Raw genomic sequence first — 24,312 nt, forward strand, 5'->3', positions numbered from 1 at the left:
GCCGCCCGCGCGACCGCCGGTGATCCCGGGTGATCCCGCCCTCCCTTTGACGGGCCTCGGACAGATCGGCGCGGTCGAAGCAGTGTCTTAAACGCGGGTCACTCGGTTAGATGAGCGTGGACACCAGAACACCCCGCACGCCTACGGGGGGACGCTCGCCGGGCTTCGATGACGAGCCGGTGCTGAGCTCGGTCAAGGTGCCGTGCGATCCCGCGCAGGTCATCGTCAATCACGCCAGCTTCCGTGTGCAGCTCGCCGCGCCCGCCACAACCAGCAGCGCCCTGGCCGACACCGCCAGCATCCCCGTGGTCCGGGAGCCGGTGGTGGGCAGACGCCGCGCGCCCGTGGTGTGGAGCGGCCGCACCGAACCCGGCGGCACGACCGCGGCCACCAGCCAACTCCTGCACGCCGTACGGAACTCCGGCCGCACCACCGCCGAGCGGGGCGAGGACGCCGGCACCACGACCCAGGTCCTGCCCAGGGTCCGGCTCGACGAGGAGCAGCCCGCAGCGGGCCCCGCGGGCCCGTCCTCGACCGTGGTCGGCCAGCGCGGCCCCGTGGACGCGGACACCACCCTGCTGGAGGGCGTGCGCCCGACCACCGGCGCCTACGACCACTACGAGGACGAACCGCCGTACGCGGACGACGACGCCGCGTACGAACCCCACGACGACGGGCCCAAGCGGCGCGGCGAGACGATCCGCCACGCCTACTACCCCGGCCACCGGATGAACCTCGGCGTCGTCCTGCTGCCGCTGCGCATCTTCCTCGGCCTGATCAGCGTGTACGCGGGCATGGGGAAGCTCTGCGACCCCGTCTACTTCGACGGCGGCGAGCGCGGCTCGATGGTCAAGTGGCTCCAGTCGCTGCACCCGTGGTCGCTGGTGGCGCCGCTGCGCGACTTCGCGCTCTCGCACCCGGTGGGGGCCGGCCTGACCGTGGCCTTCCTCCAGGTCGTGGTCGGCGTGCTGACCATGTGCGGGCTGTGGCAGCGGGTCGCCGCGTCGTTCGGCGCGCTGCTGTCCGCCACGCTCCTGATGACGGTCAGCTGGCGCACCGTACCGGTCTACGACGCCCCGGACATCATCTACCTCGCCGCCTGGAGCCCGCTGATCATCGCGGGCGCGCCGGTCTACTCGATGGACGCCAGGCTGGCCGGGGAGGCGTGGCGGCGGCTGGGCCCGCGGGTCGAGCTGTGGGCCCTGCGGCGCCGGGTACTGCGCCGCGGCGCTGTCCTGACGGCCGTGATCGCCGGTCTGACGCTGCTGGCCGGGTCGCTGCTGGGCGGTGCCGTACGGTCCGCCACGGTGCCGTCCGTACCGAAGCCCGGCGAGCCCGCGATCAACAACCTGCCCGGCTCGCCGCTGCCCCAGCGGTCCGAGCGCGGCGGCACCAAGGGGCACCCCGGCCCCGGACGCCCCGGCAAGACGCCGAAGCACCCCGGAAAGCCGTCGGCCGACGCCTCGCGCAAGGCGGGCTCCCCGAAGTCCAAGGCCCCGTCGGCCTCGGCCCCCGGCACGGCGCGCGCCACCGGCAGCGTCACCGGGACGGCGCAGCAGCCCGGCCGCACGTCCAACGGCACGCCGCCGCGGCAGTCCGTACCGACACGGGCCCCGGCGACGACCCCCCAGGCCCCCTCCGTAGGCGGCACCGCCGGCGGCGCCGACGGAGGCGCGAGCGAGAGCGGTTCGAGCAGCTCCAGCAGCGGCAGGGGTCGGGGGAGCACGCTGGGCGGGTTGCTGGGGTGAGGGCTTTGGCCCTTACTTGAGCTGGATACGCCTCTTGAGCTGGAAACGACGGACCGCCCCTACGGCAACAGCTGTGGGGGCGGTCCGTTGGTTCGTTGTACGCCGCGGGGCCACCCGTACGTACGGGAGCTCAGGCGCGTTTCCGCTCAGGCCCGCGCCCCCAACTCCTTGGCCGCCTCGGTCAGGTCCTTGGCCGTGTCGATGGCCCGCCAGTACGCCCCATGCGGCAGCGGGAAGCCCGCCAGTCGGCGTTCGCGGGCCAGGCGGGGGAACGTGGTGCGCTCGTGGTCCCCGCGCGCGGGCAGCAGCCCGGTGAAGGCGGCGGAGAAGACGTACACACCGGCGTTGATCAGGTAAGGGGAGGGCGGCGCCTCGATGAAGTCGAGGACATGGCCGAACTCGTCGGTCTCCACGACGCCCCAGGGAATGCGCGGCCGGGCCAGCGCGAGGGTGGCGTCCGCGCCGCGCTCATGGTGGAAGTCCGCCATCTCGCGCAGGGAGAAGCGGGTCCAGATGTCGCCGTTGGTCGCGTACCAGGGCTCTTCCGGCCGGGGCAGCGAGGCGGCGGCGTACTTCAGACCGCCACCGCGACCGAGCGGCTCGGTCTCGACAACGGTCGTGACATTCAGGGGCAGTTGTGCCTGGGACAGCCAGTCCTGGAGCACTTCGGCCAGGTGGCCGCAGGAGACGACCGCGTCCGTGACGCCCTCGGAGGCCAGCCAGGCGAGCTGGTGGCCGATGATCGGGGTTCCGGTGCCGGGAATCTCGACCATCGGCTTGGGACGGTCGTCGGTGTACGGGCGGAGTCGCGAACCCTGGCCTCCGGCCAGGACCACGGCCTGCGTGGGGTGCGGGTACGGGGCTGTCATGGTTCGCACCCTATGCGGTGCGAGCCGGGGTCACTGGACAGAGGCGACGCCGGTGGCGAACGACGTATCGCAGACCGGCCGGGACCATGCCTGCGCACGGTGCGTGGCACCGCCGTACTTGGCGACCGCGGCACGGCCCAGGGCGCGCGCGATGGCCATGCAGTGCTTGGCCAGCGAGGGCCGCTTGGTGGTCTCCTCCTGGAGGTGGGTCAGGGCGACACCGGGGTTCTTGTCCTGGAGTTCCACCAGGAGCCGGTCGCGGAGCACGTCCTGTGGCGCCCGGGAACCGGCCTTGGTGGAGGCGTTCTCGGAGGACGCGGTCAGCATCTGCGAGTCCGTCCCGGGCGACGCCCATGGGACGCGGGTGACGGCGAGCGTCCCGGACAGGACGAGCACGACGGGAAGGACGAGGGCGAGGGTTCGGCCGATACGGCGGGCTGCGGAGTTCACGGGGCGATGGTAGCGAGTAGTGATGATTTGGCGACATTTAGTCACCGAATCGAGCGATATTTTCGCTCTCTCAACGTGCGCGATGTTGACGTACGGGCTCGAAATGACGGCTGTGCCGGGGTATTTGTCGACAAGGGGGGCTTGGTGGGGCCGGCTCCTGGGGCGATGGGACGGCGGTGCCGGCCCCGAAGGGTCGGCACCGCCGTAGGGAAGGGGCCGCTGGACCGTCCGGTCGCTGGTTCCGCGGCGGCCGACTGCTCACCTACTTAGCGGTCCGGCCGCTCGGCGGCGGCTCGGCCACTCAGCCGCGGTGGGTCGGCGGCGGCTCGGCCACGTAGCACCGCCGGCTCAGTCACTCAGCCGCTCACCCGTCGACGTAGAGAAGACATGCGTCTCACCCGGCCGCGGCACGACGTGCAGCTCGGTGCCCTTCTCCGGCACCTGCCGCCCGTTGACACGTACGACCAGGTCCTTGTGCTCGTCACCCACGACCGCCGACCCGTACACGTACCCGTCGGCACCCAGTTCCTCGACCACGTTGACCGTGACGGCCAGGCCCGCCGGCGCGTCCGCGGCCTCCTTGGAGAGCGACTTGGCGGCGCTGCCGTTCTGCTCCACGATGTCGAAGTGCTCGGGGCGGACGCCGACGGTGACCGTACGGTCCCCCTTGTCGGCCGCGGCGGCCAGCGCCTCCCGGCTGACCGGCACGACGCTGTTGCCGAACTTCACACCGCCGTCCGTGATCGGCACCTCGACGAGGTTCATCGCTGGCGATCCGATGAAGCCCGCGACGAAGAGGTTGCTGGGCCGGTCGTACATGTTGCGCGGCGAGTCGACCTGCTGGAGCAGCCCGTCCTTCAGTACGGCCACCCGGTCGCCCATCGTCATGGCCTCGACCTGGTCGTGCGTGACGTACACGGTGGTGATCCCGAGGCGCCGCTGCAGACCGGCGATCTGCGTACGCGTCTGTACGCGCAGCTTCGCGTCCAGGTTGGACAGCGGCTCGTCCATGAGGAACACCTGCGGCTCGCGCACGATGGCGCGCCCCATGGCCACCCGCTGGCGCTGACCACCGGAGAGCGCCTTGGGCTTGCGCCCCAGGTACTCGGTCAGGTCCAGGATCTTCGCCGCGTCCTCGACCTTCTGCCGGATCTCCGCCTTGTTGACACCCGCGATCTTGAGCGCGAAGCCCATGTTGTCGGCGACGGTCATGTGCGGGTAGAGCGCGTAGTTCTGGAACACCATGGCGATGTCCCGGTCCTTCGGCGGCAGGTGCGTGACGTCCCGGTCCCCGATCCGGATCGCACCGTCGTTGACGTCCTCCAGCCCCGCCAGCATCCGCAGCGAGGTCGACTTCCCACATCCGGACGGCCCGACCAGGACGAGGAACTCGCCGTCCTCGATCTCGATGTCCAGCTTGTCGACGGCGGGCTTCTCGGAACCCGGGTAGATCCGGGTTGCCTGGTCGTAGGTGACCGTAGCCATGATGTGTCCCTTCACCGGCAGGAACGTGCCGGACGATCCGAGTAAAAGGAGTGGTGTAGTCCACTGCTGAGGACTGCCCGTGACGGTACCCGAGCCGACGCCCGGTGTCAGTAGCCCGCGGGTCACGAAATAGCGGCGCCAGGTAGGCTGCGACCCTGGGTACACTTCACCAGGCACGCCTCCTTAGCTCAGCTGGTCAGAGCAACGCTCTTGTAAAGCGTAGGTCGTCGGTTCGAATCCGACAGGGGGCTCAACGCGCGAAAGCCCCGGGTCATCAGCGGTGACCTGGGGCTTTCTGCCGCTACTTGATCCGGCGGCGGCGCCGGGCCCGTGCGTCCTTCGTGCTCGTGGTCTCAGCCCTGGTCTCAGTTTTCCCGGCCTGCGGCCACAGCGCCTCACCGATCCGACGCGCGGCCTGCTGTGCCAGTGGGTCCGTCGACTGCACGTAGCGCCGGGTCGTACTCAGGTGGGTGTGCCCCATGATCTCCATGATCGTGCGCATGTCGACGCCCAGCTCGTTCAGAATCGTGCCGCCTGTATGGCGGCTGCCGTCGTACAGCCGACGGTCACTGATCCCGGCCTCCGCCAGGATCTCCTTGAACCTTTCCCAGTCGTCCCGTGGGTCGATCGGGCGCCCGTCCGGGCGGGCGAATACGAGGCCGCTGCCTCTCCGTTCGGGGCAGATGCTGGCGTGCTTGGTGCAGTTCTTGGCACAGGGCTTGGGGCAGCTTCGCTTGTAGCTCCTGTGCCGAGTGCAGGCGTCGAAGCGGTGCCGGCGCGCTTCGCACGCGTGCGGGTCCGCCCACCCGTGCCGCCAGGTGAGCCGCTGGAGTTGCCATTCCGTACGGCATTCGCCGGTGTCCAGGTCGAGGTATGACCAGCGGAGTTCCAGCGTTTCGCCTTGTCGAACGGCGAGGCCGATATCGAATCCCTAAAGGAGGACGGTACGCCGCTTGGCTGCGGTCCTCAGGAAGTCCTTCGCCTGCTCCTGGGTGAAGGCATTGGCCTCTGTTTCCTCCACCGAGGGAGTGTCTACGAGGGTGACGACATTGCGCCCTATCAGTTCGCGGCGGTGGGCGATCTTCGAGGCGCGTGACAGCGTCCGGTGGACCTTGAGTACGTGGGACGGTGCGTGCCCCTGCGCCAGCAGGCCGGTGGGAGCTGGTACGGGTGGTCGGGGCGGAGGCGGTCGAGGCGATGCTTTCCGATGTGCCGGCTGATGTCGTTGCGGGTCTTGGACCAGTAGTCGTCCCACATTTGCGGCTTGGTGCCGTACTGCGCAGGCGGGGGCTCAGGTGTCATGCTTGGTGCTCCTGGTCGGTCCTTCGGGACGGTCAGGGAGAGCCAGGGCGGCGGTGTGTCCTTGCACGGGAGTGCCGCCGCCTTGGCGTGTCTGAGGGGTGGTTCAGCGCGTCATACGGAGCCAGGCCGCGTACTCCTGGCGTACGTACGGGCGGTAGCTCGGGTGCCAGACCGGGGAGTCCGGCGGGAACGGCCCGTTGGTCGTGCCGAGCGGGCCGCCGCCGCGCTCGCGGTCGTACTGGGCGAGCCGGTGAGCCGCCTTGGCCGCGGTGGCGTTGGATTCCGCGGCGTCCGCCGGCGTGCACTCCGCCGATTCCTTGAGTGCGATGCGGTCCAGAAGGGCGGCCTTACAGAGCCAGAACTCGCGGCTGAGGCCGGTGCCGGAGGGGCGGGCTGCCACCTGGTCGGTGACCCAGCGCATCTCGGCGAGGACGGTCGGGGCGTCGTCGTACGCCGTGATGCTCCCGGGGGCGTCCGGGGCGGCGCTGTGGTGCGGGTTGGGCATGTATCAGTCCTCCGTCATGCAGGCGCTGGGTAACTCGGGAAGCCCGGCCTGGGCGAGAGCCGTGGCATCGAAGTCGGGGAGGGAAGCGCGGGCCGTGATGGCGGCAGCGAGACTGGCCGCGTAGGCATGTTGCTCGCGAGCGACGGTGATCTGGGTCTGGCCGCGCATGGCTTCGATACGTTCGATGTGGGCATGGTCCTCGCGCTTCTCGGTAAGGCGACGCTCGTACGCGGCGGTCTCCCGGCGGTCCACGCGCCAGTGGCGATGGGCGAGGGCGTAAGCGATCACGGTGGCGATGGCCCAGAGCAGCAGTGGCAGCGACCAGCCGTCGGAATACGCGGCCACCCCCGCCAGGGCGAGAGCGCCGGAGGCACCGAACGCGGTGCCCGTGATGATCGGGTCGCTGCTGTAACCGAGGGAGGAGACGGCGCCTGCCGCGGCGGCAGCGGCGGAGAGGACGCCCATCAGCCAGGCGTTGCCGGCTGAGTGCTCGGCGCCGTTCGCGTTCCAGATGCGGGCCAGGGCCAGGACCGTCGACGTAGCGATGACGGGCGCGGCCTTGGGGGCGGCTGCGGCGAGCCAATGCCGCGCGGTCGGTGCGGTGTACATGGCCCCTCCTTAGAGGTTGCGGATCGCGTCGACGACGGCGTTGGTGAGCTGGTTCATGGGGGCGGCGGCGCCGGTCGCGGCAAGGTAGAAGCCGAACATGACGGCGATGAAGGCCGCGCCGTAGCTGAGCGACTTCGAGCGGAGCAGGAAGAACAGCACGAGCCCGAACAGGGCGACGAGCGAGACGGTGATGGCCATCGAGATTCCCTTCGGCGGAGTGAACGGTCAGCGCGTGCCGTCGCGGTGGATGCGGGCAGCGAGGTTGTAGAGGTGGCGGCCGACGCGTATCCGCTTGCGGTCGCCGCGGCAGCGCCGGCAGACCTTGCCGGGCCTCAGTCGTCCCCTGCGGTCGGTCTTGAAGTGGAAGCCGAAACCGCTGCACTTGCGGCAGTTGCCGAACGGGCTGATCGCGCAGAGCACGGCATAACACAGCGTGAAGAAGAGGATGAGGGTGATAGCGGCCAGAGCAGGGGTCATCACGGGCCTCCAGGGCCGTTTCCGGACATGCAGAGGGAAGGCCGCTAGGGACTAGCAGCCTGATCAGGGATTGTTTTGATCGCTAGCGGGGCCGCTAGACCTAGCAGGGTGGACTGCTAGGTCCAGCGACGTTTCACGGCTAGCTCGCGACTCGCGATCCGTCACGCTCAGCGACTGCTGCGGTGACCTTGGCGCGCTCGATGCCGCGCCGGTTGGCCTTCCGGCCGTCCTCGGTCTTACCCCAGACCTGACCCGTCGGGACACCGAACGGCTTGAGAGCCGCGGTGAGTTGCTCCGCCCCCCACCCGCCGTAGGCATCGGGGCGCAGCTCCGCCAGGCGGGTCACCACGACCTCGTTCCACAGCTTGGGCTCCTCGGCCTTTGTGACCGCGAGGATGTCCGCGAGAAGATCGAAGGAGGCGGACGCGTCGGCCGCAGGGTCCTCACCGAGGGCATGGCCCGAGAGCGTGCCGGCTTCCTTGCGCAGCTTGTACGCGCGCAGGGCGATGACGTCCGCGGTGGGCGCGTCGATGTAGACGGCGTGGACGATACGAGCGTCCGCGCCTTCGCCGACGAAGTAGCAGATGCCCTTGTCGGCCCAGGCCAGCATGTTGGCGCGGATGCCACGCTTGTACGAGCCGGTGCCCAGGACCATGTCGTTCTCGATCTGGCCCATGGCCTTCAGGCACCACCGCACGGTGGCGTTCGCGCTGATGCCGGTGGGCAGCGACTTCGAGTCCGGCCGCTGAGTGGCGAGCAGCAGAGTGATCCCCAGCGCGGGGCCGCGCTTCACGAGGTCGGTGCAGATTTCCTCGATCTCCGCCCCGTACTTGGGGTGTTCGAACCACACCTGGCACTCGTCGGCGCCGACCACGATGGGGTGCAGCCCGTACTGCTTCATGTCGGCCAGCGCCGAGGTGACCTTCGACTCCGGGCAGATGTCCTTCGGCAGGTTCCGCAGCACTTTGGCCCGGCGCCGCAGCTCGGTCCGCAGTTCCCGCAGGTCCGCCAGGGCGTACGCGATGTCCTGCTCGTCGTCGCCGGCCCGGTAGCGGTGCGCGATGCGGCCGAGGGCCGATAGATCACCGGTGCCCTTCAGGTCGTATGCGTGTACCTCGGCGCGTGGGTCCATGCCTGCGATGAGCAGGAGCAGCCGGAGGAGGAAGGTTTTCCCCATCCTGGGGACGGCGCCGATGATGCCGGAGATGTACATCAGGGACTGCGCGACCCACCGCCCGCGCTGATCGCTGACGAGCTGCGTCAGCACATCCGCGCAGGCCACCTGAAGCCGGGAGAGCGTCTGCCGGCGGAGACCACACTCGCGAAGCAGTACAAGACCAGCGTGCCGACGATGCGCGACGCGCTGGGTGAACTGCTGGCCGAGGGGCTGATCGACAAGCGGCACGGGGTCGGCAACTTCGTCCGTAAGCCCCCGCCGCGTGTGGAGCGCACCAACGAGCGTCACCAGTGGGAGAAGGACCGGGCGCGCGCGGCGCAGAACGAGCGCGAGCAGACCGGCGCCACCGAGCACGACACCGGACTCACCGTCTCCGATCTCGTCTTCAAGGCCCGGTACCGCGAAACGAAGGCCGACGAGGACCTGGCCGCAGCCTTCGCCGTCCCCGTAGGCACCCGTCTGCTCGAACGCGTCTACCGCACCTACCCGCGCGACGAAGACGCGGCCTTCAGCCTCGTGTGCTCGCACCTCGTCTACGACGTGGTGGCAGCCAACCCCGACCTTCTCGACGAGTCCAACGAGCCGTGGCCGGGTGGCACGCAGAGCCAGCTGTGCACCATCGGCATCGAGCTCGACCACATCGTCGAGCGGATAACGGCCCGGCCTCCGACATCAGAGGAGGCCGAGGAGCTCGGCCTCCAGAAGGGCGTCTCCGTGATCGTGCTCCGCAAGATCTCCATCGACACCGAAGGACGGGTGGTGGACGTCTCCGACGTGATCATGCCCGGCGACCGCACCGAGCTGGTGTTCACGACCCGCCTGGACCGGTGGTGACGATGACGAACCTCATCACGGTGATCACGGCCGTCCACCCGCCGGCCGCCAAATTCCTGGCCGACGCGTACAAGTCGCTGACCGAGCAGCAACTGCCGGACGGCTGGGACTGGCAGTGGGTGATCCAGGAGGACGGCGAGACCGACGGCGTAACGCCCCACCTGCCCGACGACCCGCGCATCTCCTTCGGCCAGGGCCGACAGGGCCGCGCCGCGGTCGCCCGCACCCTGGGCCTGTCCCGCGCCGAGGGCGAGTACGTCAAGGTGCTCGACGCCGACGACATGCTGACCCCGGGTGCCCTGGCACGCGACCTCCAGGCCCTCACGTCCGACTCGACGCTCGGCTGGGCCACGTCCCGCGTGCTGGACCTCCTCCCCGACGGCTCCACCGTCGGCTTCGACCAGGACCCGCCCGAGGGCCCGATCGAACGCGGTGCCGTCCTCCAACACTGGAAAGCCCACAACTACCGCGCCCAGGTCCACCCGGCGACCCTCTTCATGCGCCGCGACCTGCTCCTGGCACTGGGCGGCTGGATGGCCCTGCCGGCGAGCGAGGACACGGGCCTCCTGATGGCCCTGAGCGCGGTCAGCCGCGGGCACTTCTCCGCCGAGACGGGGCTGTTGTACCGGAAGTGGCCAGGGCAAGCGACTAACCAGGCGGCTCACGTTCATGAAGGGGAGCGGGAGGCGCGGTTCGCGGTAGTGGAGGCTCGGGCTCGGGTTCTGGCGGCGATGAGCGATTGGCGCTACTGAACCGCATAGTTACGACCGTGGAGCGGCTGTTCGGGGTGAAGCTCACCCCGAACAGCCGCTCTTCGTTATTCCGCTCCGCCACGTCCTGATGTCGGCACGACAATGCCATGTCGCGGTGGCCATTTAGCTTTGCCTGGGGCCAGGCTGGTGATAGGCCCATGGCCTCCTGGCCCTTGCTGCCGGTGCCGCCCGGCGTTATAGCCACGCCTCCCAATCGCGCCGCTTCCCCTGTTAAGACGGGGTAATGGTTCCACCCTCTCCGCCGGGCCGGGATCTTGTCACTGTTAGGCTGCTGAGTCCGTACGGCAGGTAGGTGCAGGAGAAAGGGGGAGGGCTCTCTTGCCGGGGACTTTCAAAGTCGATGTGCATGAACTCGGCTCCATCTCGCGGAAGCTCGACGAGAGTGTCACCGGAATGCGGACCGTGACGCGCAAGATGGATCAGGCTACCGCAGGGCAGCTAGGGCATGGCTCTTTGGACTCCGCTTGTTCGGACTTCCAGTCGAAGTGGAAGTACGGAATCGGGCAGATCGCCGAGCTGGCGAACTCCATACGCGGATCAATAGATGCAACTGCAGAATCCTACCGAGCGTGCGAGACGGGAATTCAACAGGCGTTCGCAAAGGGGAGCGGGGGAGCTACCTCTGCGTCGTCCCCGGCGCGTTCAGCGTCCACTTCTGCATCGCGAGTCTTCGGGTAAGGGAATCCATGAGCGGCGGCGGAAAGATACCTTCCGAGGCGGCAGGGTTTCCGGGACTCGGGTTCGATCCATCCCCCGGCAGCCTCTCGGCGGTGCGCGCACTCGCGGACCAGTCGTTCGAGGCGCACCGAAACCTGAGTTCGGTCTGGCAGACCCTGAACTCCATTACCCGTGGCGGAGATAAGTGGAGCGGGCTTGCCGCGGACGCGTTTTCCGCGAAGGTGAAAGAACTGCCGAAGCTGGTCGACTCTGCGACTCAAAGCTTCTATGACTGCGGTTACCAGCTCAATGAGTGGTCCGCGAAGTTGTCGAGCATGAAGTCCCGGTCAGCGGACCTGGAGGCCCGTGCGGTAACCGCCCGTTCGCGTGTGCGGGATGCGGAGGAGAACCCGAGCCTGGGGCTGGCAGGGCAGACATTCGACACCGATGAAGAGCTGCACAGTGCCGAGCGGCGGCTGAACCAGGCGGTAAAAGAGCTCGATGCGGCCAGGAGTTCTCTCAATACGCTCATCGAGGACGCGAAGCGGCTCAAGCACCAGCATGACGAGGCTGCGGAAAAGATCGCAGAGGCCGTACGCAAAGCCTCCGAAGCAGCCCCCGACGAACCAGGATTGCTGGACCGAATCGGCGACGCCATAAAATCACTGGCCGAGGCCAATTCCCTTCTGGCCCATCAGGCTTGGGATTGGGTGAAGAACCACGCCAATGCCATCGCTGCTGTCGGCGACGTCCTGTCTACGGTCAGTGCCATCATCGGCGCCGCCGGAGTGGGCGTCGCTGCTCTCGGGCTCGTCTTCCCTCCCTCCGAGATCGTTCTCGGGCCGCTGGCTGCCGGCCTGGAGGTCATGTCGTCCGGGTTCGCGGCAGGGGCGCTCGTGCTGCACGGCACCGCTCGTATGGCGGGTGGCGAAGACGTAGTGTCGAACCGGACGTTGATACAAGACGGGTTGGGCACGATTCCGTTCGGTGGCGCCGTTCGCGTCGGAGGAAAGCTGGGCACCGCGATCCTCAAGAGCCGTACGGCGGACGCAGCCTCCAACTTCGGGCTGGTCGACTCCTGGGCAGGGCTGTTCGGGGACCCGTCCGTGTTCGAGAACTTCAAGCCGACAAACCGTCGTCAGGCCATGGAGCTGGGGATTCCCGGTGGCGGTGGCCCCATGTTGGTTGCTCTGGAGAACGCGTGGAAAAAGGGGAGCGCGAAAGACCAGGACGCCTCTGACGGCGGGTGAGGGAAGGGCATGAAAGACGAGACGGTAGCGGCAAAATTTGACGGAAGCCCGACTGTCGAAGTCGTCCTCACCGGGTACGGGGCGATGCGCGCGGACCGGGTTACCTGGATCGGCGCGGAGTTGGGCTATGCGCTCAGTACCGATGAGCCGTACGGACGAGGGCAGCGTCGTCTTCTCTTCACCCGTGACGACAGTCCGGCAGCCCGGCAACGTGCCCAAGCGACACTGGATCGCGTGCGGGCGGCCGGATCGTGGAGCGCCGTCACTCAGCCATGGTCAGGGCCAGGGAGCGTTCCTCATATTCTGTCCGCCGCCAACCCGCCACTGATCCACCCTGAGCAAGCTGCGCGTGCCCAGAGGCAGGTCAAGGCTTACGAGGGGTGGCACCCGGCTCAGCTGATCACCGTGTGCTGCGTCCTCGCCGCCGGGTTCTTCGCACTGGCGTGGGCCGTTCGTGAGACGGTGCCGGTCGCAATAGGCGCCTGCATCCTGGGCATTCTGTGCCTGGCCGGGGCCACTCTCGGACCGCGGTACACGAGAAACTGGCACCAAAGGAATCTGCGTCTGCTTGACCGTTTCCGTCGTCAGCAGGCAGCCCAGTTCCCAGTCCCGCCCCCTTCCCCTCCCCCTGCGAGTCCGCGCCATGACCAGATGGGAAGCTAGAGTTGGAATTCATCGCACCTGCCGGTTTCACGGAAATCCCTATAGGGATGACTCCTGAGGAAGCGCGAGAGGAACTTATCTCGCGCGTGTCACGGGAAGCGCTCGAAGCGAGGCCCGTATTCTACGAGAACCTTGTGAGCAACCTGCAGAAGGTGTCGCAGGCACTCGAAGAGTCCGGGACGCTGTACGCGGGCACCTGCCTGCGCGCCTACGAAGGTGAACTGTCCCTCGGAACCTTGCTTGTTACGGTAACGCCCTTCGCGTTCGGAGATGCGGCAGTGGCGGCAGACGGTATGGTGCGATCCCTGATCGCCGCACGAGGAGATGCCTGGGCTGGAACCGTACTCGATACGCCTGTCGGCCCAGCTGCTGTGCTGACTGGCGTAAACGGCTTCGTGATCCCCGCTGAGACATCAGAATCGGGAGAAGAGCTGAACCTGCCGATGGCAGAAATGCAGGTGTACCTTCCCGTACCAGAGGGCGTAGAGAGCCAGGAGCAGTGTCTCGTCTCCTTCAATTTCACGACGCCGTGTGAGGGCCACTGGGACGCATACTGCTCCGACATCGTGGCATTGCTGAACAGCGTGACGTTCGACGAGCCGGACCACACTCTGCCCGAGGGAGGCCCACAGCCCACCTCTCCGAGCTCGCCTGTGCCCTCACCGCGGGCGCAGCCCTTGCCCGGTGCGTCACACGCTGAGGGCAAGACACCCGCGACGCCCTTCGGCTGAAGCCTTGGTGAAGTCGGGTTGATGTTTTGCTGGGCCATCGGAGCGGCTACACGCCCTGAAACTACGGCAAGTATTCAGCGTCAACGCGGGAAAAGAGCAACTCGCTCTCGTCGGTGATCGGCTCACGCCACCGGATCGGGACCTCTGATGCGCGGCGCAAGGCTGCTGGGTAGCGGCCAGCGGCGTAGTCGTTCTGAAGGCGGTACATGTGGAATCCGTTCGCCCTCAGCGCGCCCAGCAGTTCGTCGGCCGAATCCCCCAGCTCAAGCATCCGCTGCGGTGTCACCTCGATCGCCAGCTCGGCATCGGGCCGAAGCTGGTCGAGCAATGGGACCAGCCCTCGGACAACAGCGCCTTCAGCTCCCTCCACATCAACCTTGATCACCCTCGCTCGGGCAATCTCCCCAGAGCTGAGGACGCCCGACAGCGGCTGAGCAGCCACTTCGAAGGTGGACTCGGCCTCGCCGGCATACGGCACGATGCTGTTCGCCCCCATGTTGTGAGAGCTCGCGAGGACGAACGTGAGCATCTCGTCCCGGTCGGAGATCGCGGTGTTCACCGCACGCACGTTGCCGCACCCGTTGATCGCCGCCTGCTTGAGCAGCACCCGGTGGAAGTCAGGGGACGCCTCCAGAGCAACCACAGCCCCCTTCTCACCGACCAATCGCGAGGCGAGCAGGCTGTAATAGCCGATGTTCGCGCCCACATCCACGAAGACGTCGCCAGGCCGGAGTCGGCGCTCAAGCCAACGCGTCAGATGCGGCTCCCACACCCCGAAAAGGTAGATGTACCGCTGGATCAGGTCCTGGGTGTCGGTCACGAACGTCGCGCCGAAGCGCGCACGGGCCCGGCGGATACGCGGATGGTCACGCAGCTCGGAATTGAGGAAGCCGTCCACAATGCCGGCCTTGCCGAGAGTGCCGGGGGCGTAGCGCACGTACCAGCGGGAGAGGTCGAGCTTGAACCGCGTGAGTAAAGAAGTCACCTGAGTCCCCGAAGAGGTCGAGCCGGCGGCCGTTCGGATCACCCTACGTACGACGTTCGATGGGGACTTCGTAAACGATCTCGCAGTACGCATCCGGTACGACGATGTCCGCCGTCTCGACCGGCCGGCCGTCCTCCGAGATGTACGTACGCCGGATATGAGTCACCAGCGCGCTCTTCTGGATGCCGAGGAGGTTCGCCTCCGCGGCGGTGGCCCGCCGGGGCTCCGGCTGCTCGACGGCGTGAGTGATCGTCACGCCAATGGCGGCCATCCGCTCGATGACGCCTCGGCCGGCGTACGGTCCGCCCTCGGGCAGCACCACGATCGTGCCCTCGGTGATGCTGTACGGCTCCCAGCTGGTCGACAGCTGCACCGGCTTCCCGTCGGCGAGGAACTCGTACGCCGTACGGACGCACAGGTCTCCCTCGGCGATACCGAGCCGCGACGCGATCTCACGAGGGGCGGGGACCTTCGCCTCGGTGCTGTGCTCCCAAGTACCGCGCTTCCCGAGCCCGGCCATGTCGGCGCGGAACGGCGACCCGTCGCGCTGTTCCCGCGACCAGGACCGGACCATGCGCAGTCTCTGACGTGGCTCCGCCACGTAGGTTCCGGAACCAGCCCGCCCCTCCAAGAGGCCCTGAGCAATCAACAGTTCCTGCGCGCGGCGGATGACGTTGTCTCCGACCCCGTACTCGCCGGCGAGCTGCGCGCGCGACGGCAGCCGGTCACCGGGGGACCAGTCGCCGTTGGCGATGCTCTGCCGGAGCCGGTCAGCGACGGCGAGGTACGGAGGCTGCTCAGGCATGTGGCAAATCTAGTCCACTAGCTCTAGCCTAGTTAACCAGCTTCACAGTGAGTGATCCATCTGCAATGGAGGGCCCGCCGTGCCTGCACCCGCATCCCGAGCGCAGGACATCGCGGCACGGCTCACTGCCGCCGGCTACGAACCACACGTGCACCGGCGCCTCACCCGGATCCACGTCGTGACCAAGGTGCCCGACGAGCCGTCCCCGGCTCGCTGGCAGGCCCTCCTTGCCGCATTAGACCGCGCTGACCGATTCGGCCTCCGGGGGAACGAGCACGGGCTCACCGCGTGGGCCCTCGTCTGGACAATGCCGGGTCGGACAGCTCCCAACAGACGCGATGAGGACGTGTGCCCGTGAATGCCGACACGAGGAGATCCCCTGCGCCCGAGTCCGAGGAGGCGGTGACCCCGCATGGCTAATCGGTACGAGCAGATCGCCGCGGACCTGCGTAAGCAAATCGAGGACGGCGCCCTGCCCGCCGCGGCGCGATTGCCTTCCGAGAGTGCCCTTGCGCTCCACCACCGTGTCGGCTTGCCGACCGTGCGGCACGCGCTGAACGTTCTGCAGTCGGAGGGGCTGATCGAGAAGCGCCACGGCCGGGGTAATTTCGTCCGAGCGACGGGCCAAAAGGTCGAGTACGTAAATGACCGGACCCTCCGAGCCGCGCAGTCTCCCAGCCCTGCCGGCTCTTCGCTGAAACGCGCTCTCGATGATGCCCCAGAGGTCACCGTCAGCTGTTGCGAGATCCGCGCCAACGACGAACTGGCGTCGCGTATGAACGTTCAGGTCGAGACGCGGCTGCTTGAGTTCTCCTACCGCGGCCGGCGTCCCAAGGACGAAGCTCCGTACAGCATCGTGCGCTCCTACCTGCTGCATCCGATGGTGCCCCCGACTCCGGTGGTGGTGACCAGTGACTCTTCCCCCTGGGGGACGCGTACGTGGACTGGCTGTCCAAGGTCGGCATCGAGCTACACCATGTAGTCGAACGCCTTACGGCGAGACCCCCGAGCGCGAAGGAAGCGGTGGAACTGGGCATCGCCCCCGGTGTGGCGGTGATCGCGATTCAGCGCACATCGATCGATACCCGAGGCGAGGTGGTGGAGACAGCTGACCTGGTGATGTCAGGAGACCGAGTAGCGGCGGTACTCCACCCACTCCGCACGCGCGGGCCAGCCCTGCTGAACCAGCATCTTCTACAGGGGCCGTACCGAGAGCAGCCCCTCGGTACGGCCCTTTTACGAATAGCTGCGCACTTCAGAGTGCAACAAGCCGCTCTCCGCGAACCTGAGAACGCAGAGTTGAGCCGGAAGCGCTAAAAGTTCGACCAGCTAGATGTACAGCAGTCTGCCGTCATCACGTCTGATTCCCGAAGCGCTCTACTTCGGCATTCAGCCCTACAAAATCGCTTCGTTTCAAACGCGGGTACAGGTGGCCGCTCAGAACCTTTGCTGCTTCGCTCCCGGAGGGAGAAAGCAGGGCGTGCCGACAGACAGGCGTAGGGTATTGGGAGGCTTCACGCTGTCAGCGATGATGTCGAACTTCTCTTTAGAATGATGGCCATAAAGAATAACCCGGGGCTTCTCCTCGTATGCAGTGATTCTCACTTCACCGTCTTTTTCCAGTGCTTCGCGGAGTTTGCCGACGGCCTTTACGTGGTCTGCTAGCGGAAGATTCGCATATGCGGTGTACTTCAACGTGTAGCGTCCATCATCCGCCACCTCATCGTTACGACCGACGCAGTCTTGGAAGTCAACGTGAGGGGCCGTGGCGGTGTCCAGTGTCACCCCAGCGTAGTGCGCCATCGCCGAGACGTACTGTTTGGCCCACGCCTCAGAGTCCTCCCGACTTTTTCTGGGCAGTGGCCGGTTAGGGTCGTCCTGTGAGTTTTGAGTCACGCAAGCTCCAGTTAGGAAAGTGATCGAAGCTACCAATGCAAGCAGGCGGAACCTGTTCCGAGGTGATTTGTTCCTCACGATGGGGTCTCGCATCGAATTTTTTTGGTCACCACAAGGGGTTGGGGAGCGTATCTGTTGGAGTGAGGCCAGCAATGATCGCTCCTTGATTGGCTAGGCTCTGGCTTCCTTCGTCCCAGTAGCCGCTGTGCCCACTAGTGTCGGTAGCGAAGCGCGTACCACCGAATCCGTATTGGTTGGGGTCACGGCCAAGCGTGAGGTTTTGCGCCAAACTGATGTGGTCGTCGTCAGCGAGTCCTGTGTAGAAGTTATCGGCGCCGACGTGCAAGTCGGATGCTTTGCCGACGGTTACTCCCGGGCTGCCGACGACAGAAATGCGGTCTGCATCAAGCCCGTCACCACCAGCGTCGGCGTCGCCCACGACAGAGGACCCGTAACTATGCCCGAGGACCGTCAGATTCGCTCGTTCCGGGCCTTCATGTGATGCGCGCAAACCGTGTGTGAAATCTCGCAAGTGGGGAGCTGCCTCGTCGGCACGCCCTGTGCCGGCGATGCCCAAGTTGGGAGCTTCCGCGAGAGGAACTTCCGGCGCGTCGTATCCCAGCCAATAGATCATCGATGTCTCTGCCGAGTGATCGGCGCTTTGGGCCGAATCCTGAAGCTTTCCTATGCGTGCCAACTGGCCTCTGGTGGAGTCCATCGTTGTAGCAGTGCCGGGAACCTGCACACCCACATTATCAGCCGTGTCCGGGTTTCCCATAGCGATTACGGCTTTCCCGTCATCGGCTCCTTCGAAGTCGAGCAGGTATAGCTGCTTGTTGCCCTTGGCGCCGTCATTTCTGTCGAGCTCTTCCTTCAGGGTCTGAAGGTTGTGCTTGTACTCCGGGATGCCCGGAACAGCCTGATCGCTCGCGATGGCCATACCGAGGTCCTGTTCAAGGGCGATCCGATTCGCATCATCTCGGACGCCGCTCGGGAGGCCGTTAGCCTTCCCTATTTGCTTTGGGTACAAGTCGACGTACTCTTGACGCGACGCCTCGTCGAGCCCCTTCCACCATGCCGCAGCGTCTTTTGGGTCCTTGGGTATTTGCGGGCCCTTGATCCCCAGATCTTTCATGGCTTCTTGCGTGTCGGCGCGACTTTCGGATGCCATACCCTTGTTTTTGCGGTCAAGGATTTCTCCGCGCAGCTCGGACAACGCCTTCTGTCCGTCATCGCTGGCCTTTTGCGCGTCTTTCAAGGCGTCATTGATTTCATCCTGGAAGTGTTTCATCCGCTCCAGCTTGGCCCTGGCCTCAGCGTCCGGGTTCACTTCACATGCTGCTTCTGCCACGCCACCGGAGTCGTTGACGATGAATCCTTCTGCTTCAGCGCTGCGTACAGCATTACGCAAGTCCGTCTGGGCCTGCTCCATACGGAAACGAACTGTGTCGATCGCTTTAGATATGGTCATTGCTTCGACACGGACCACGTTGATGCGGGTCTCGACGTCTTCGAGGAAGATCAGAGCAGCCGTTCCGTCCTTGCCCTGCCAGGCCGAGTGCAGCGGGCCGGTAACCTTTGTGCGATGTTGGTCGAATGCGGTGTCCATCTCGCGAGACACCACTTGCCATGCCTTGGCTGCGGCCTTCATGTCGGAAAAATCTTGCTTCAGCAGACGTGCGTAATCGGAAGCCAAGGCCTATCCAAAGGGGTTGTGTTGGGCAGGAGTCGGAGTGCCGGCCTGTCCCGGCTCCGCGAATACGCCGTCCGGCTGATAGGTGGGCATCGCGGGCTTGGCGTGCAACATGTCGTCCGCACTGGGCAAGGGCGTGCCGGCCGGCGGCGGCTGGTACTCAGCGGTTCGAGCTTGGGCTGAGTCGACACCGCTAGGGCGCCCCGGTTCCGCGAAGACAGGGGGAAGGGTGTCCTTCCCAGCCGCTCCCAAGCGAGGCAACTCGTCAACTACCGGACTGTTCGGGTCGGGGAGACCTCGGGCCGGCGTGTGCGGACCAGAGGCGTGGCTGCCAGCACCGGGAGGGCCTCCTGAGGCGGGAGCCGACATGATGACGCCCGACATGTCGCCGTCGAAGTCTTCGAAGTCCTGGTTGACCATGTCTTCGTTCCACTCATGCTTGTCAGCCGTGTCGGCGAGATTGCCTGACCCCCACAGCAGACGTTCATGCAACCCGTCGAGAGCGGGCTTCCAGGTCTCGCTGATCATGTGCAGTGCCGATGCGACGGACCAACCCTCGACGGCTCCGGCAGCTGCGGTGGTATCGCTGATGGCAGTACCGCATGGCTTCTTGACATCGTTAGCTATGCCTTCTTGAGCACGCCCCGAAGCGCGTAGCAAATCAGGCTGGACCGACAATTGATCCGACATTGTGTGTCCCCTCCCCAGTGACTCAACGCAAGGTCACGCTACCAATCGGCCCACCGCACCCCTTAGACGGCAGAGCCGAAGCCCCTCGGGCCTGCCAACAAGGTTACTTTCGGCCCATGCAGACGTGGCGAACGTCATTGGCCAACGGCTTGCCCCAGAAAGACAAAGGGGCCTGAACTTCTCTTTTCCGCCATCGAGCGGGTAGCGCCCAGAGTCCTGCGGGATGGCTGCCAGGGGCGACCGGTCTTCTGGCAGCGGTCGGAGGGGCCTAGCCACGAGCCTAGGAGGGTGGTGCAGCAGCTGCTAGGCGGTGCGTTGGCTGAGTTGTCTCCAGGCGCGAGGGGCGACCGGCTGTCTCGTCCGCGACGGCGCTCGCGGTGTAGGCACTGGTTAGTGGATACCTGGAGTACGGTTCGCCTCTGCCACGACGCAGGTGCTCGCGAGGGCGCATGAAGGCAAGCGTTGTTGGGCCAGGGCCATGCTTGGTCAGTCCGGGGTTGCCTATGGACCGCAGCCTTGGGGAAGTCGTTGTGGCCTGCTCGAAGGCGAGCAATTCTCGAGCTCCTGAGCCTCGGAGCCCCGGGCCTGGTAGACGTCAGGACGAGCCACGGTTACCAGTAGCGGTTGTCAGCAGACAGGTCGGGTTTTGTCTCCAGAAGTGCTCGGCACCGTTCAGCCACAGACCTCGTCGGTCATCGATCTGAGCGCGAGGGTGGAGCACGATCTTGCCGGTGGTACCGAACTTCGACCACCCTCGGTCGGAGCGGGATAGCCCGGCTTCGTGAACCTTGAGGCAAAGGCGTAGTTAACGGTGTGAGTCCAGTGGAGCTCCGCTCGCAGGTCCACCACCGAGCCAGAGCGGCGACCGCCCGACCAATCATGCGCCGTGGGGAAGCGATGAACTCCGGTGTAAGGTCAGCGAAACTGTGCGCCCACTCCTGATCCCGCCGCTCGGCAATGCTTGCACAAAGCGCATGCTAGTGGGGTGCTACGCACTTGTATGCGTTTCTGTCTCCTGAGGGGCTTGGGTTATGCGAGCGGTGCCCAATGAAGCCGATTGAGCGTTGTAGATGACGGAGCTCCTGTCGCCGCTCACATGGATAGTTGATGTGTCGGTCGAGCGCGCCTTCCTCAACTCCCTCAGGATGGACCGGAGAGTGTTAGGTGTTAGCGCAAGCAGAGCAGCAAAAATGACTACTCGCATGATCGCCTCGGCCTGCGCACTGAACAGCTCGGGTGCAAAAGCTTCTATGATGGAGGGGAGCGCTCCTAGCGTTAGAGTCAGCGCCAGGAACCACGTGATAATTTGGAAGTCGCTAGTGGTGCGTTCCGTCGACTTCTCGCGAAATTGCACATCCCCCTCTGTGTTGTGCGAATGCGCTGTCCAGTCCTTCGCTTCGTTCCCTGCTGCTAGAATCTCCAAGGACACCTCCTGTCCGGCTTCTAGGTGCCCTATGGAGCAGCTAAGTTCTCCGGGTTCAACGGTTTTATCCGTGCTTGTCTGTAGGAGTGAGGCGTTGAGTTCTTGCTCGGGGTGTGGTGAGAAGCGGGCCTCTAGTACTTCCGAGTCTCCAGGGAAATGGAACCGGATTTTGTGATCCTTGATAACTCTGTTGCCGGTGTTTCGTAACTTGAATTTTATAGCGCAAAGGTCGCTGACATTTTTGCCAGCGTAGGAAATGTCGACCTGCTGGCGGAACTCGGGGTCTATGGATACAATACTGGATTGGGTTCGAGCTTCCCAGGTAATGCGCTTCGTTGGTTCGCGGCGGACGTTCAGGTACCAAAGCAGTACTGCCACAAAAGCGCTGATTACTGCGCCAATGAGTGCCGGTGGTGCCCATCCCGGTAACGCCACGGAAATCTGATCCGCAAGGTGCATAGCACGCATCTTCCCATCCTGCCCTGCTGGGGTACACAAAACGGCTCTACTGTAACTGTTGAGTTGGGAGTCGATCCCGAGGGGTCCTCCATTTTAAGCGCGAAACTAGCTACCATCGCACCGTCCAGGCTCCGTGCCAGCGCTCGTCCCGTCCGGCGTCGCGCTTTGTGAACCCTATCTCCCCAATCTGATCCTTACTCGAGGCGGCACGTTATCGAAGTGGGTGGCCTGCCGGGCGTCAGCGGCGAACCAAGGGCTGTGGGTTGGATCGGCTGCAGGCGAGCCGCGTCTTACTAACTCCATTGCTCAGTCGGCAGAGCTTGACCGTCCTCCTCTGTTCAGAAAGCCGAAACGTCGGCGATTCCGCAGTGCGTGCCGCCAGCGGGCGGCGACCCGCGACTCCTGTCCGGCTTCGATGGTAGGCGTGGGTTGCAGCCCTGTCTCCACGTACAGCGGGGTCGCCACGATAAGACGGTGCCGTAACCTCTCGGAGGGAAAGTTGCACAGCACCCGAGCGTGGCCGCTCAGGTATCCAGGGGTTCGGTAAAAATGAGAAATCATAGAGTAGGCGGATCGGGCGGCGAACTCTTGGTCGTCAATAGATGTGGTATTCAGTCGCTCGGGTAGCGATGTGTCGCCGTATCCTTCGCGAGCAGTCAAATCTGCCGCTAGAGCGTGCAGCCAATCCGAACCCGACCCCATCCGAGCGGGAGGGTGGCCCCGGTGATCCCGTACATGCTGTTTCGAGCCACACAGCAGCACTTGGACCCGGCTGCAGAACGCGTTGTTGCTATGAGGGCAATCACTGCCTTCCAGTGAGGCATACGCGAAGACACCGCGATCGTGCAGGCCCACATTACTTGCGGCAGCTCCGTAGCGGAAGAAACTTCGGGATTGCAACCAGGCGCCGACGCCCAGCTGTACGCAGGTATCCGGTTGCTCCGTATTGGCCCAGCATTTCTGTCGAACATGAACTAGAGATCTTTAATGGTGGGGGTTACTGATCGAAGCTGAGGCCGGTGCCGGCGAGGTGGCCTTCGAGGAGGCCATGGCGGTATTGCATGCGTTTGAGGCGGGTGCACACGAGTGCGGTGAGTTCGTCGATGCCGTGCTTAGCGAGGTTCGCCAGCGACCTTTTCACGCTGGACCAGATGCCCTCGACCGGGTTGAGCTCGGGCGCGTAGGGCGGGAGCTGGAAGGCCGTCAGCCAGTCGCGGGCCGCGATGAGCTGCTGCATGGTGCGGCTGCGGTGGGTGTTGAGATTGTCCCAGACCACGACGAGGGGGCCGCCGAGCTGCTGGTGGGCGGCATCGAAGAGGCGGGTATAGCCGGTCTCGGTGAAGCCCTTACGGCGATCCCCTCGGGGGCCGCGGTCTACGTGCAGGCGGTAGAGCAGCCGGGGACGGTGCCCGGGTTTGGTGGCGATCAGTGCGGCCATCGACACCCGGCGGGTGCAGGCCGCGGTGACGTGCACGACCGGAGTGCTCCTGCGTCGGCCCCAGGTGCGGCCCTTGGGCGGCCTCAGCCCCTGACCTGCCTCGTCTTCGAAGCAGAGCCAGGCCCCCAGGTCGCCCGCCGTCCTTTTATCACCGGCCAGTCTTCTTCACGCCAGGCGGCGATGCGCCCCTCGTCGCGTTCCGTGGCCCGGGAGGCGGGCACCTGCACGCTCCACCCCAGCCGGTGCAGCGGCAGATCCGCTCCGGCAGGCGTGTACTGAACCCGGAACCGGCAGCGGATCACCGCCACGATCCGGGCGAGGGTCCAGCATTGATCCACCCAGCCGTGTGCTGCCGGGCCGGCCTCCAACAGCCGCTGCAGCTCCGCCAGCTGACGCGCCGAGAGCTTGCTTCGGGCACCGCCCGGGCCCTTGGACGCCAACGCCGCACGCCCACCGGCCGCCAGAGCACGCCGCCACCGGTTCGCCGGCATCCGCGTGACCCGAAACCGCCAGGCCACCTCCCGGTCGCTGGCCCCCGCCTCCATCATCTCGGCAGCCGCCAGCCGCACTCGCTCACGGCGGGCCCGCTCCTCCGTGGTCAGGCCGCCGCCATCCGGATACCTCATGCCCACCGGCATAGCGAAGACCACCACGGCCGTCACGACCTCCAGTAACCCCCACCATTAAAGATCTCTAGAGCACGCTCAAGTCGCTCCGCGTCGGAAGGCTGCGTCGGCGGGACTCCCCCCAGGGCGAAGCGAACGCCTGAACTAGCCACACGTGCCTCGGCCTCGACAGCTCGCCCAGTGGCCGGCCTTCGAGGCCGGTCATAGAAGTCATCGAGTTTGGCCGCCGACAGGTACTGCAACTCCCTCACCGCTACCCCCTGCAGTGTGTCGCCCTCACACATCGCTCGCCACGCTAGCGTGGCGAGCGATGTGTGAGGGCGACACACTGCGTATTCCTTGCCTGCACAAGATCGTTTTATGTGCCTACTGCCCTTACCGATGGGCGGTAGGCGTGGTGTGATGGCGAGTCCTTCGCACTACGCCAGTGTCACGCGGTGGTCCTCGAACAGGCAGCCCGGGAGCGGTTACGGATGCTGGGGGCCTCGCGAGTAGGCGAGGCGAACATCCTTGACGCAAGGAAGCCGTGCTGGTGAGCTTGTATTGCGTCGAAAGCTGAAGGCAAGCATGGAGAGAGCAGGGTGCCGTTGCTCTTTGCCCCGCACGGAAGTTCGCGGAGCTCGCTGCCTGGGCGGTCAGTTGGGGCACCTGACGGAACTACGGGGAAGCTGCTCGCGCGGGTCGGCCTCCCCCTCCGTTGCTCCTCGGGAGGTTGGGGACGACCTGATAGGTCATCGCATCACTGGTATCCGTTAGTACCGGGCCGA

Annotated in this window: 22 protein-coding genes, 1 tRNA gene and 1 pseudogene; 8 read left to right on the forward strand and 16 right to left on the reverse strand. The window is 65.8% G+C overall.

Annotation, left to right across the window (positions count from 1 at the left end; all coding sequences use genetic code 11):
* Positions 1-110 precede the first annotated feature (110 nt).
* Entirely contained in the window at positions 111-1,748 is a 1,638-nt protein-coding gene (locus ADK86_RS32740; RefSeq protein ID WP_199834518.1) for a DoxX family protein, read from the forward strand.
* 146 nt (positions 1,749-1,894) lie between these two features.
* On the opposite strand, the gene ADK86_RS32745 is transcribed toward ADK86_RS32740, so the two are convergent.
* The 3 genes from ADK86_RS32745 to ADK86_RS32755 form a co-directional block, all read right to left on the reverse strand.
* Entirely contained in the window at positions 1,895-2,617 is a 723-nt protein-coding gene (locus tag ADK86_RS32745) for a nucleotidyltransferase family protein (protein ID WP_053699876.1), read from the reverse strand.
* A gap of 30 nt (positions 2,618-2,647) precedes the next feature.
* Complete coding sequence (locus ADK86_RS32750; protein WP_030372937.1) at positions 2,648-3,067, reverse strand: hypothetical protein; 420 nt, start codon at positions 3,065-3,067, stop codon at positions 2,648-2,650.
* 348 nt (positions 3,068-3,415) lie between these two features.
* Positions 3,416-4,552 carry an ABC transporter ATP-binding protein gene (locus ADK86_RS32755; protein ID WP_030592419.1) on the reverse strand — a complete coding sequence of 379 codons (1,137 nt, stop codon included), beginning with the start codon at positions 4,550-4,552 and terminating at the stop codon, positions 3,416-3,418.
* A gap of 177 nt (positions 4,553-4,729) precedes the next feature.
* Here ADK86_RS32755 and ADK86_RS32760 point away from each other — a divergent pair.
* Positions 4,730-4,803: transfer RNA gene (locus ADK86_RS32760), tRNA-Thr, on the forward strand.
* 50 nt (positions 4,804-4,853) lie between these two features.
* Here the strand turns inward: ADK86_RS32760 and ADK86_RS45800 are convergent.
* The 6 genes and pseudogenes from ADK86_RS45800 to ADK86_RS32795 form a co-directional block, all read right to left on the reverse strand.
* A complete protein-coding gene (locus ADK86_RS45800) occupies positions 4,854-5,474 on the reverse strand; it encodes a tyrosine-type recombinase/integrase (protein WP_420718894.1) in 621 nt (206 codons plus the stop codon).
* A 483-nt stretch (positions 5,475-5,957) separates the two neighbouring features.
* Positions 5,958-6,359 carry a hypothetical protein gene (locus ADK86_RS42725; protein WP_053699879.1) on the reverse strand — a complete coding sequence of 134 codons (402 nt, stop codon included), beginning with the start codon at positions 6,357-6,359 and terminating at the stop codon, positions 5,958-5,960.
* 3 nt (positions 6,360-6,362) lie between these two features.
* A complete protein-coding gene (locus tag ADK86_RS32780) occupies positions 6,363-6,968 on the reverse strand; it encodes a hypothetical protein (protein WP_053699880.1) in 606 nt (201 codons plus the stop codon).
* A gap of 9 nt (positions 6,969-6,977) precedes the next feature.
* On the reverse strand, positions 6,978-7,166 hold the full coding sequence (locus ADK86_RS32785) for a hypothetical protein (protein WP_031190473.1): 189 nt from the start codon (positions 7,164-7,166) through the stop codon (positions 6,978-6,980).
* A gap of 27 nt (positions 7,167-7,193) precedes the next feature.
* Complete coding sequence (locus tag ADK86_RS32790) at positions 7,194-7,445, reverse strand: hypothetical protein (RefSeq protein WP_031190474.1); 252 nt, start codon at positions 7,443-7,445, stop codon at positions 7,194-7,196.
* Between the two features lie 139 nt (positions 7,446-7,584).
* Positions 7,585-8,694: pseudogene (locus tag ADK86_RS32795) on the reverse strand (cell division protein FtsK); the annotation flags it as partial.
* Between ADK86_RS32795 and ADK86_RS32800 the strand changes: the two are divergent.
* The 4 genes from ADK86_RS32800 (at position 8,686) to ADK86_RS43475 (ending at position 13,530) form a co-directional block, all read left to right on the forward strand.
* Positions 8,686-9,456 carry a GntR family transcriptional regulator gene (locus tag ADK86_RS32800; protein ID WP_107088625.1) on the forward strand — a complete coding sequence of 257 codons (771 nt, stop codon included), beginning with the start codon at positions 8,686-8,688 and terminating at the stop codon, positions 9,454-9,456. The pseudogene ADK86_RS32795 and the gene ADK86_RS32800 overlap by 9 nt on opposite strands.
* Before the next feature lie 2 nt (positions 9,457-9,458).
* Positions 9,459-10,208, forward strand: coding sequence for a glycosyltransferase family 2 protein (locus ADK86_RS32805; protein WP_031190480.1), 750 nt, complete (start codon positions 9,459-9,461; stop codon positions 10,206-10,208).
* Between the two features lie 707 nt (positions 10,209-10,915).
* Positions 10,916-12,136 carry a putative T7SS-secreted protein gene (locus tag ADK86_RS32810; protein WP_053699881.1) on the forward strand — a complete coding sequence of 407 codons (1,221 nt, stop codon included), beginning with the start codon at positions 10,916-10,918 and terminating at the stop codon, positions 12,134-12,136.
* A 665-nt stretch (positions 12,137-12,801) separates the two neighbouring features.
* Positions 12,802-13,530, forward strand: a complete 729-nt coding sequence (locus ADK86_RS43475) for a hypothetical protein (protein ID WP_234346163.1) — start codon at positions 12,802-12,804, stop codon at positions 13,528-13,530.
* Positions 13,531-13,591: 61 nt separating this feature from the next.
* Here the strand turns inward: ADK86_RS43475 and ADK86_RS32815 are convergent, their stop codons facing one another.
* Positions 13,592-14,515 (reverse strand): FkbM family methyltransferase, encoded by a 924-nt coding sequence (locus ADK86_RS32815; RefSeq protein ID WP_234346164.1) that lies wholly within the window; start codon positions 14,513-14,515, stop codon positions 13,592-13,594.
* Between the two features lie 43 nt (positions 14,516-14,558).
* Complete coding sequence (locus ADK86_RS32820; RefSeq protein WP_053699882.1) at positions 14,559-15,320, reverse strand: GntR family transcriptional regulator; 762 nt, start codon at positions 15,318-15,320, stop codon at positions 14,559-14,561.
* 412 nt (positions 15,321-15,732) lie between these two features.
* Between ADK86_RS32820 and ADK86_RS32825 the strand changes: the two genes are divergently transcribed.
* Together ADK86_RS32825 and ADK86_RS45805 are read left to right on the forward strand one after the other, a co-directional pair.
* Positions 15,733-16,302 carry a GntR family transcriptional regulator gene (locus ADK86_RS32825; protein WP_053699883.1) on the forward strand — a complete coding sequence of 190 codons (570 nt, stop codon included), beginning with the start codon at positions 15,733-15,735 and terminating at the stop codon, positions 16,300-16,302.
* A complete protein-coding gene (locus tag ADK86_RS45805) occupies positions 16,260-16,637 on the forward strand; it encodes a UTRA domain-containing protein (protein ID WP_159394015.1) in 378 nt (125 codons plus the stop codon). The genes ADK86_RS32825 and ADK86_RS45805 overlap by 43 nt, the downstream gene beginning before the upstream one ends.
* 120 nt (positions 16,638-16,757) lie before the next feature.
* Here the strand turns inward: ADK86_RS45805 and ADK86_RS43480 are convergent, their stop codons facing one another.
* From ADK86_RS43480 to ADK86_RS45810, 5 genes are all read right to left on the reverse strand, one after another.
* Positions 16,758-17,105 (reverse strand): hypothetical protein, encoded by a 348-nt coding sequence (locus tag ADK86_RS43480; protein WP_159394016.1) that lies wholly within the window; start codon positions 17,103-17,105, stop codon positions 16,758-16,760.
* 217 nt (positions 17,106-17,322) lie between these two features.
* A complete protein-coding gene (locus ADK86_RS41680; protein WP_159394017.1) occupies positions 17,323-18,912 on the reverse strand; it encodes an alpha/beta hydrolase in 1,590 nt (529 codons plus the stop codon).
* 1,675 nt (positions 18,913-20,587) lie between these two features.
* Positions 20,588-21,490 (reverse strand): hypothetical protein, encoded by a 903-nt coding sequence (locus tag ADK86_RS43485; RefSeq protein ID WP_159394018.1) that lies wholly within the window; start codon positions 21,488-21,490, stop codon positions 20,588-20,590.
* 297 nt (positions 21,491-21,787) lie between these two features.
* Complete coding sequence (locus ADK86_RS45320; RefSeq protein ID WP_267888825.1) at positions 21,788-22,399, reverse strand: SAVMC3_10250 family protein; 612 nt, start codon at positions 22,397-22,399, stop codon at positions 21,788-21,790.
* 79 nt (positions 22,400-22,478) lie between these two features.
* Positions 22,479-23,545, reverse strand: a protein-coding gene (locus tag ADK86_RS45810) for an IS630 family transposase (RefSeq protein ID WP_420718895.1) whose coding sequence is annotated in 2 segments (ribosomal slippage) — positions 22,479-23,047 and positions 23,047-23,545 — 1,068 coding nt in all. Because the reading frame shifts where the segments join, the coding sequence is not laid out codon by codon here.
* Positions 23,546-24,312 lie beyond the last annotated feature (767 nt).

It is taken from the genome of Streptomyces sp. NRRL F-5755, from assembly GCF_001279365.1.
Taxonomy (GTDB): Bacteria; Actinomycetota; Actinomycetes; order Streptomycetales; family Streptomycetaceae; genus Streptomyces; species Streptomyces rimosus.

Coding starts and splice junctions, on each gene's coding strand:
- ADK86_RS32740 (WP_199834518.1), top strand. CDS start 111: ATGAGCGTGGACACCAGAACACCCCGCACGCCTACGGGGGGACGCTCG.
- ADK86_RS32745 (WP_053699876.1), bottom strand. CDS start 2,617: ATGACAGCCCCGTACCCGCACCCCACGCAGGCCGTGGTCCTGGCCGGA.
- ADK86_RS32755 (WP_030592419.1), bottom strand. CDS start 4,552: ATGGCTACGGTCACCTACGACCAGGCAACCCGGATCTACCCGGGTTCC.
- ADK86_RS42725 (WP_053699879.1), bottom strand. CDS start 6,359: ATGCCCAACCCGCACCACAGCGCCGCCCCGGACGCCCCCGGGAGCATC.
- ADK86_RS32780 (WP_053699880.1), bottom strand. CDS start 6,968: ATGTACACCGCACCGACCGCGCGGCATTGGCTCGCCGCAGCCGCCCCC.
- ADK86_RS32785 (WP_031190473.1), bottom strand. CDS start 7,166: ATGGCCATCACCGTCTCGCTCGTCGCCCTGTTCGGGCTCGTGCTGTTC.
- ADK86_RS32790 (WP_031190474.1), bottom strand. CDS start 7,445: ATGACCCCTGCTCTGGCCGCTATCACCCTCATCCTCTTCTTCACGCTG.
- ADK86_RS32805 (WP_031190480.1), top strand. CDS start 9,459: ATGACGAACCTCATCACGGTGATCACGGCCGTCCACCCGCCGGCCGCC.
- ADK86_RS32810 (WP_053699881.1), top strand. CDS start 10,916: ATGAGCGGCGGCGGAAAGATACCTTCCGAGGCGGCAGGGTTTCCGGGA.
- ADK86_RS32820 (WP_053699882.1), bottom strand. CDS start 15,320: ATGCCTGAGCAGCCTCCGTACCTCGCCGTCGCTGACCGGCTCCGGCAG.
- ADK86_RS32825 (WP_053699883.1), top strand. CDS start 15,733: ATGGCTAATCGGTACGAGCAGATCGCCGCGGACCTGCGTAAGCAAATC.
- ADK86_RS43485 (WP_159394018.1), bottom strand. CDS start 21,490: ATGCGTGCTATGCACCTTGCGGATCAGATTTCCGTGGCGTTACCGGGA.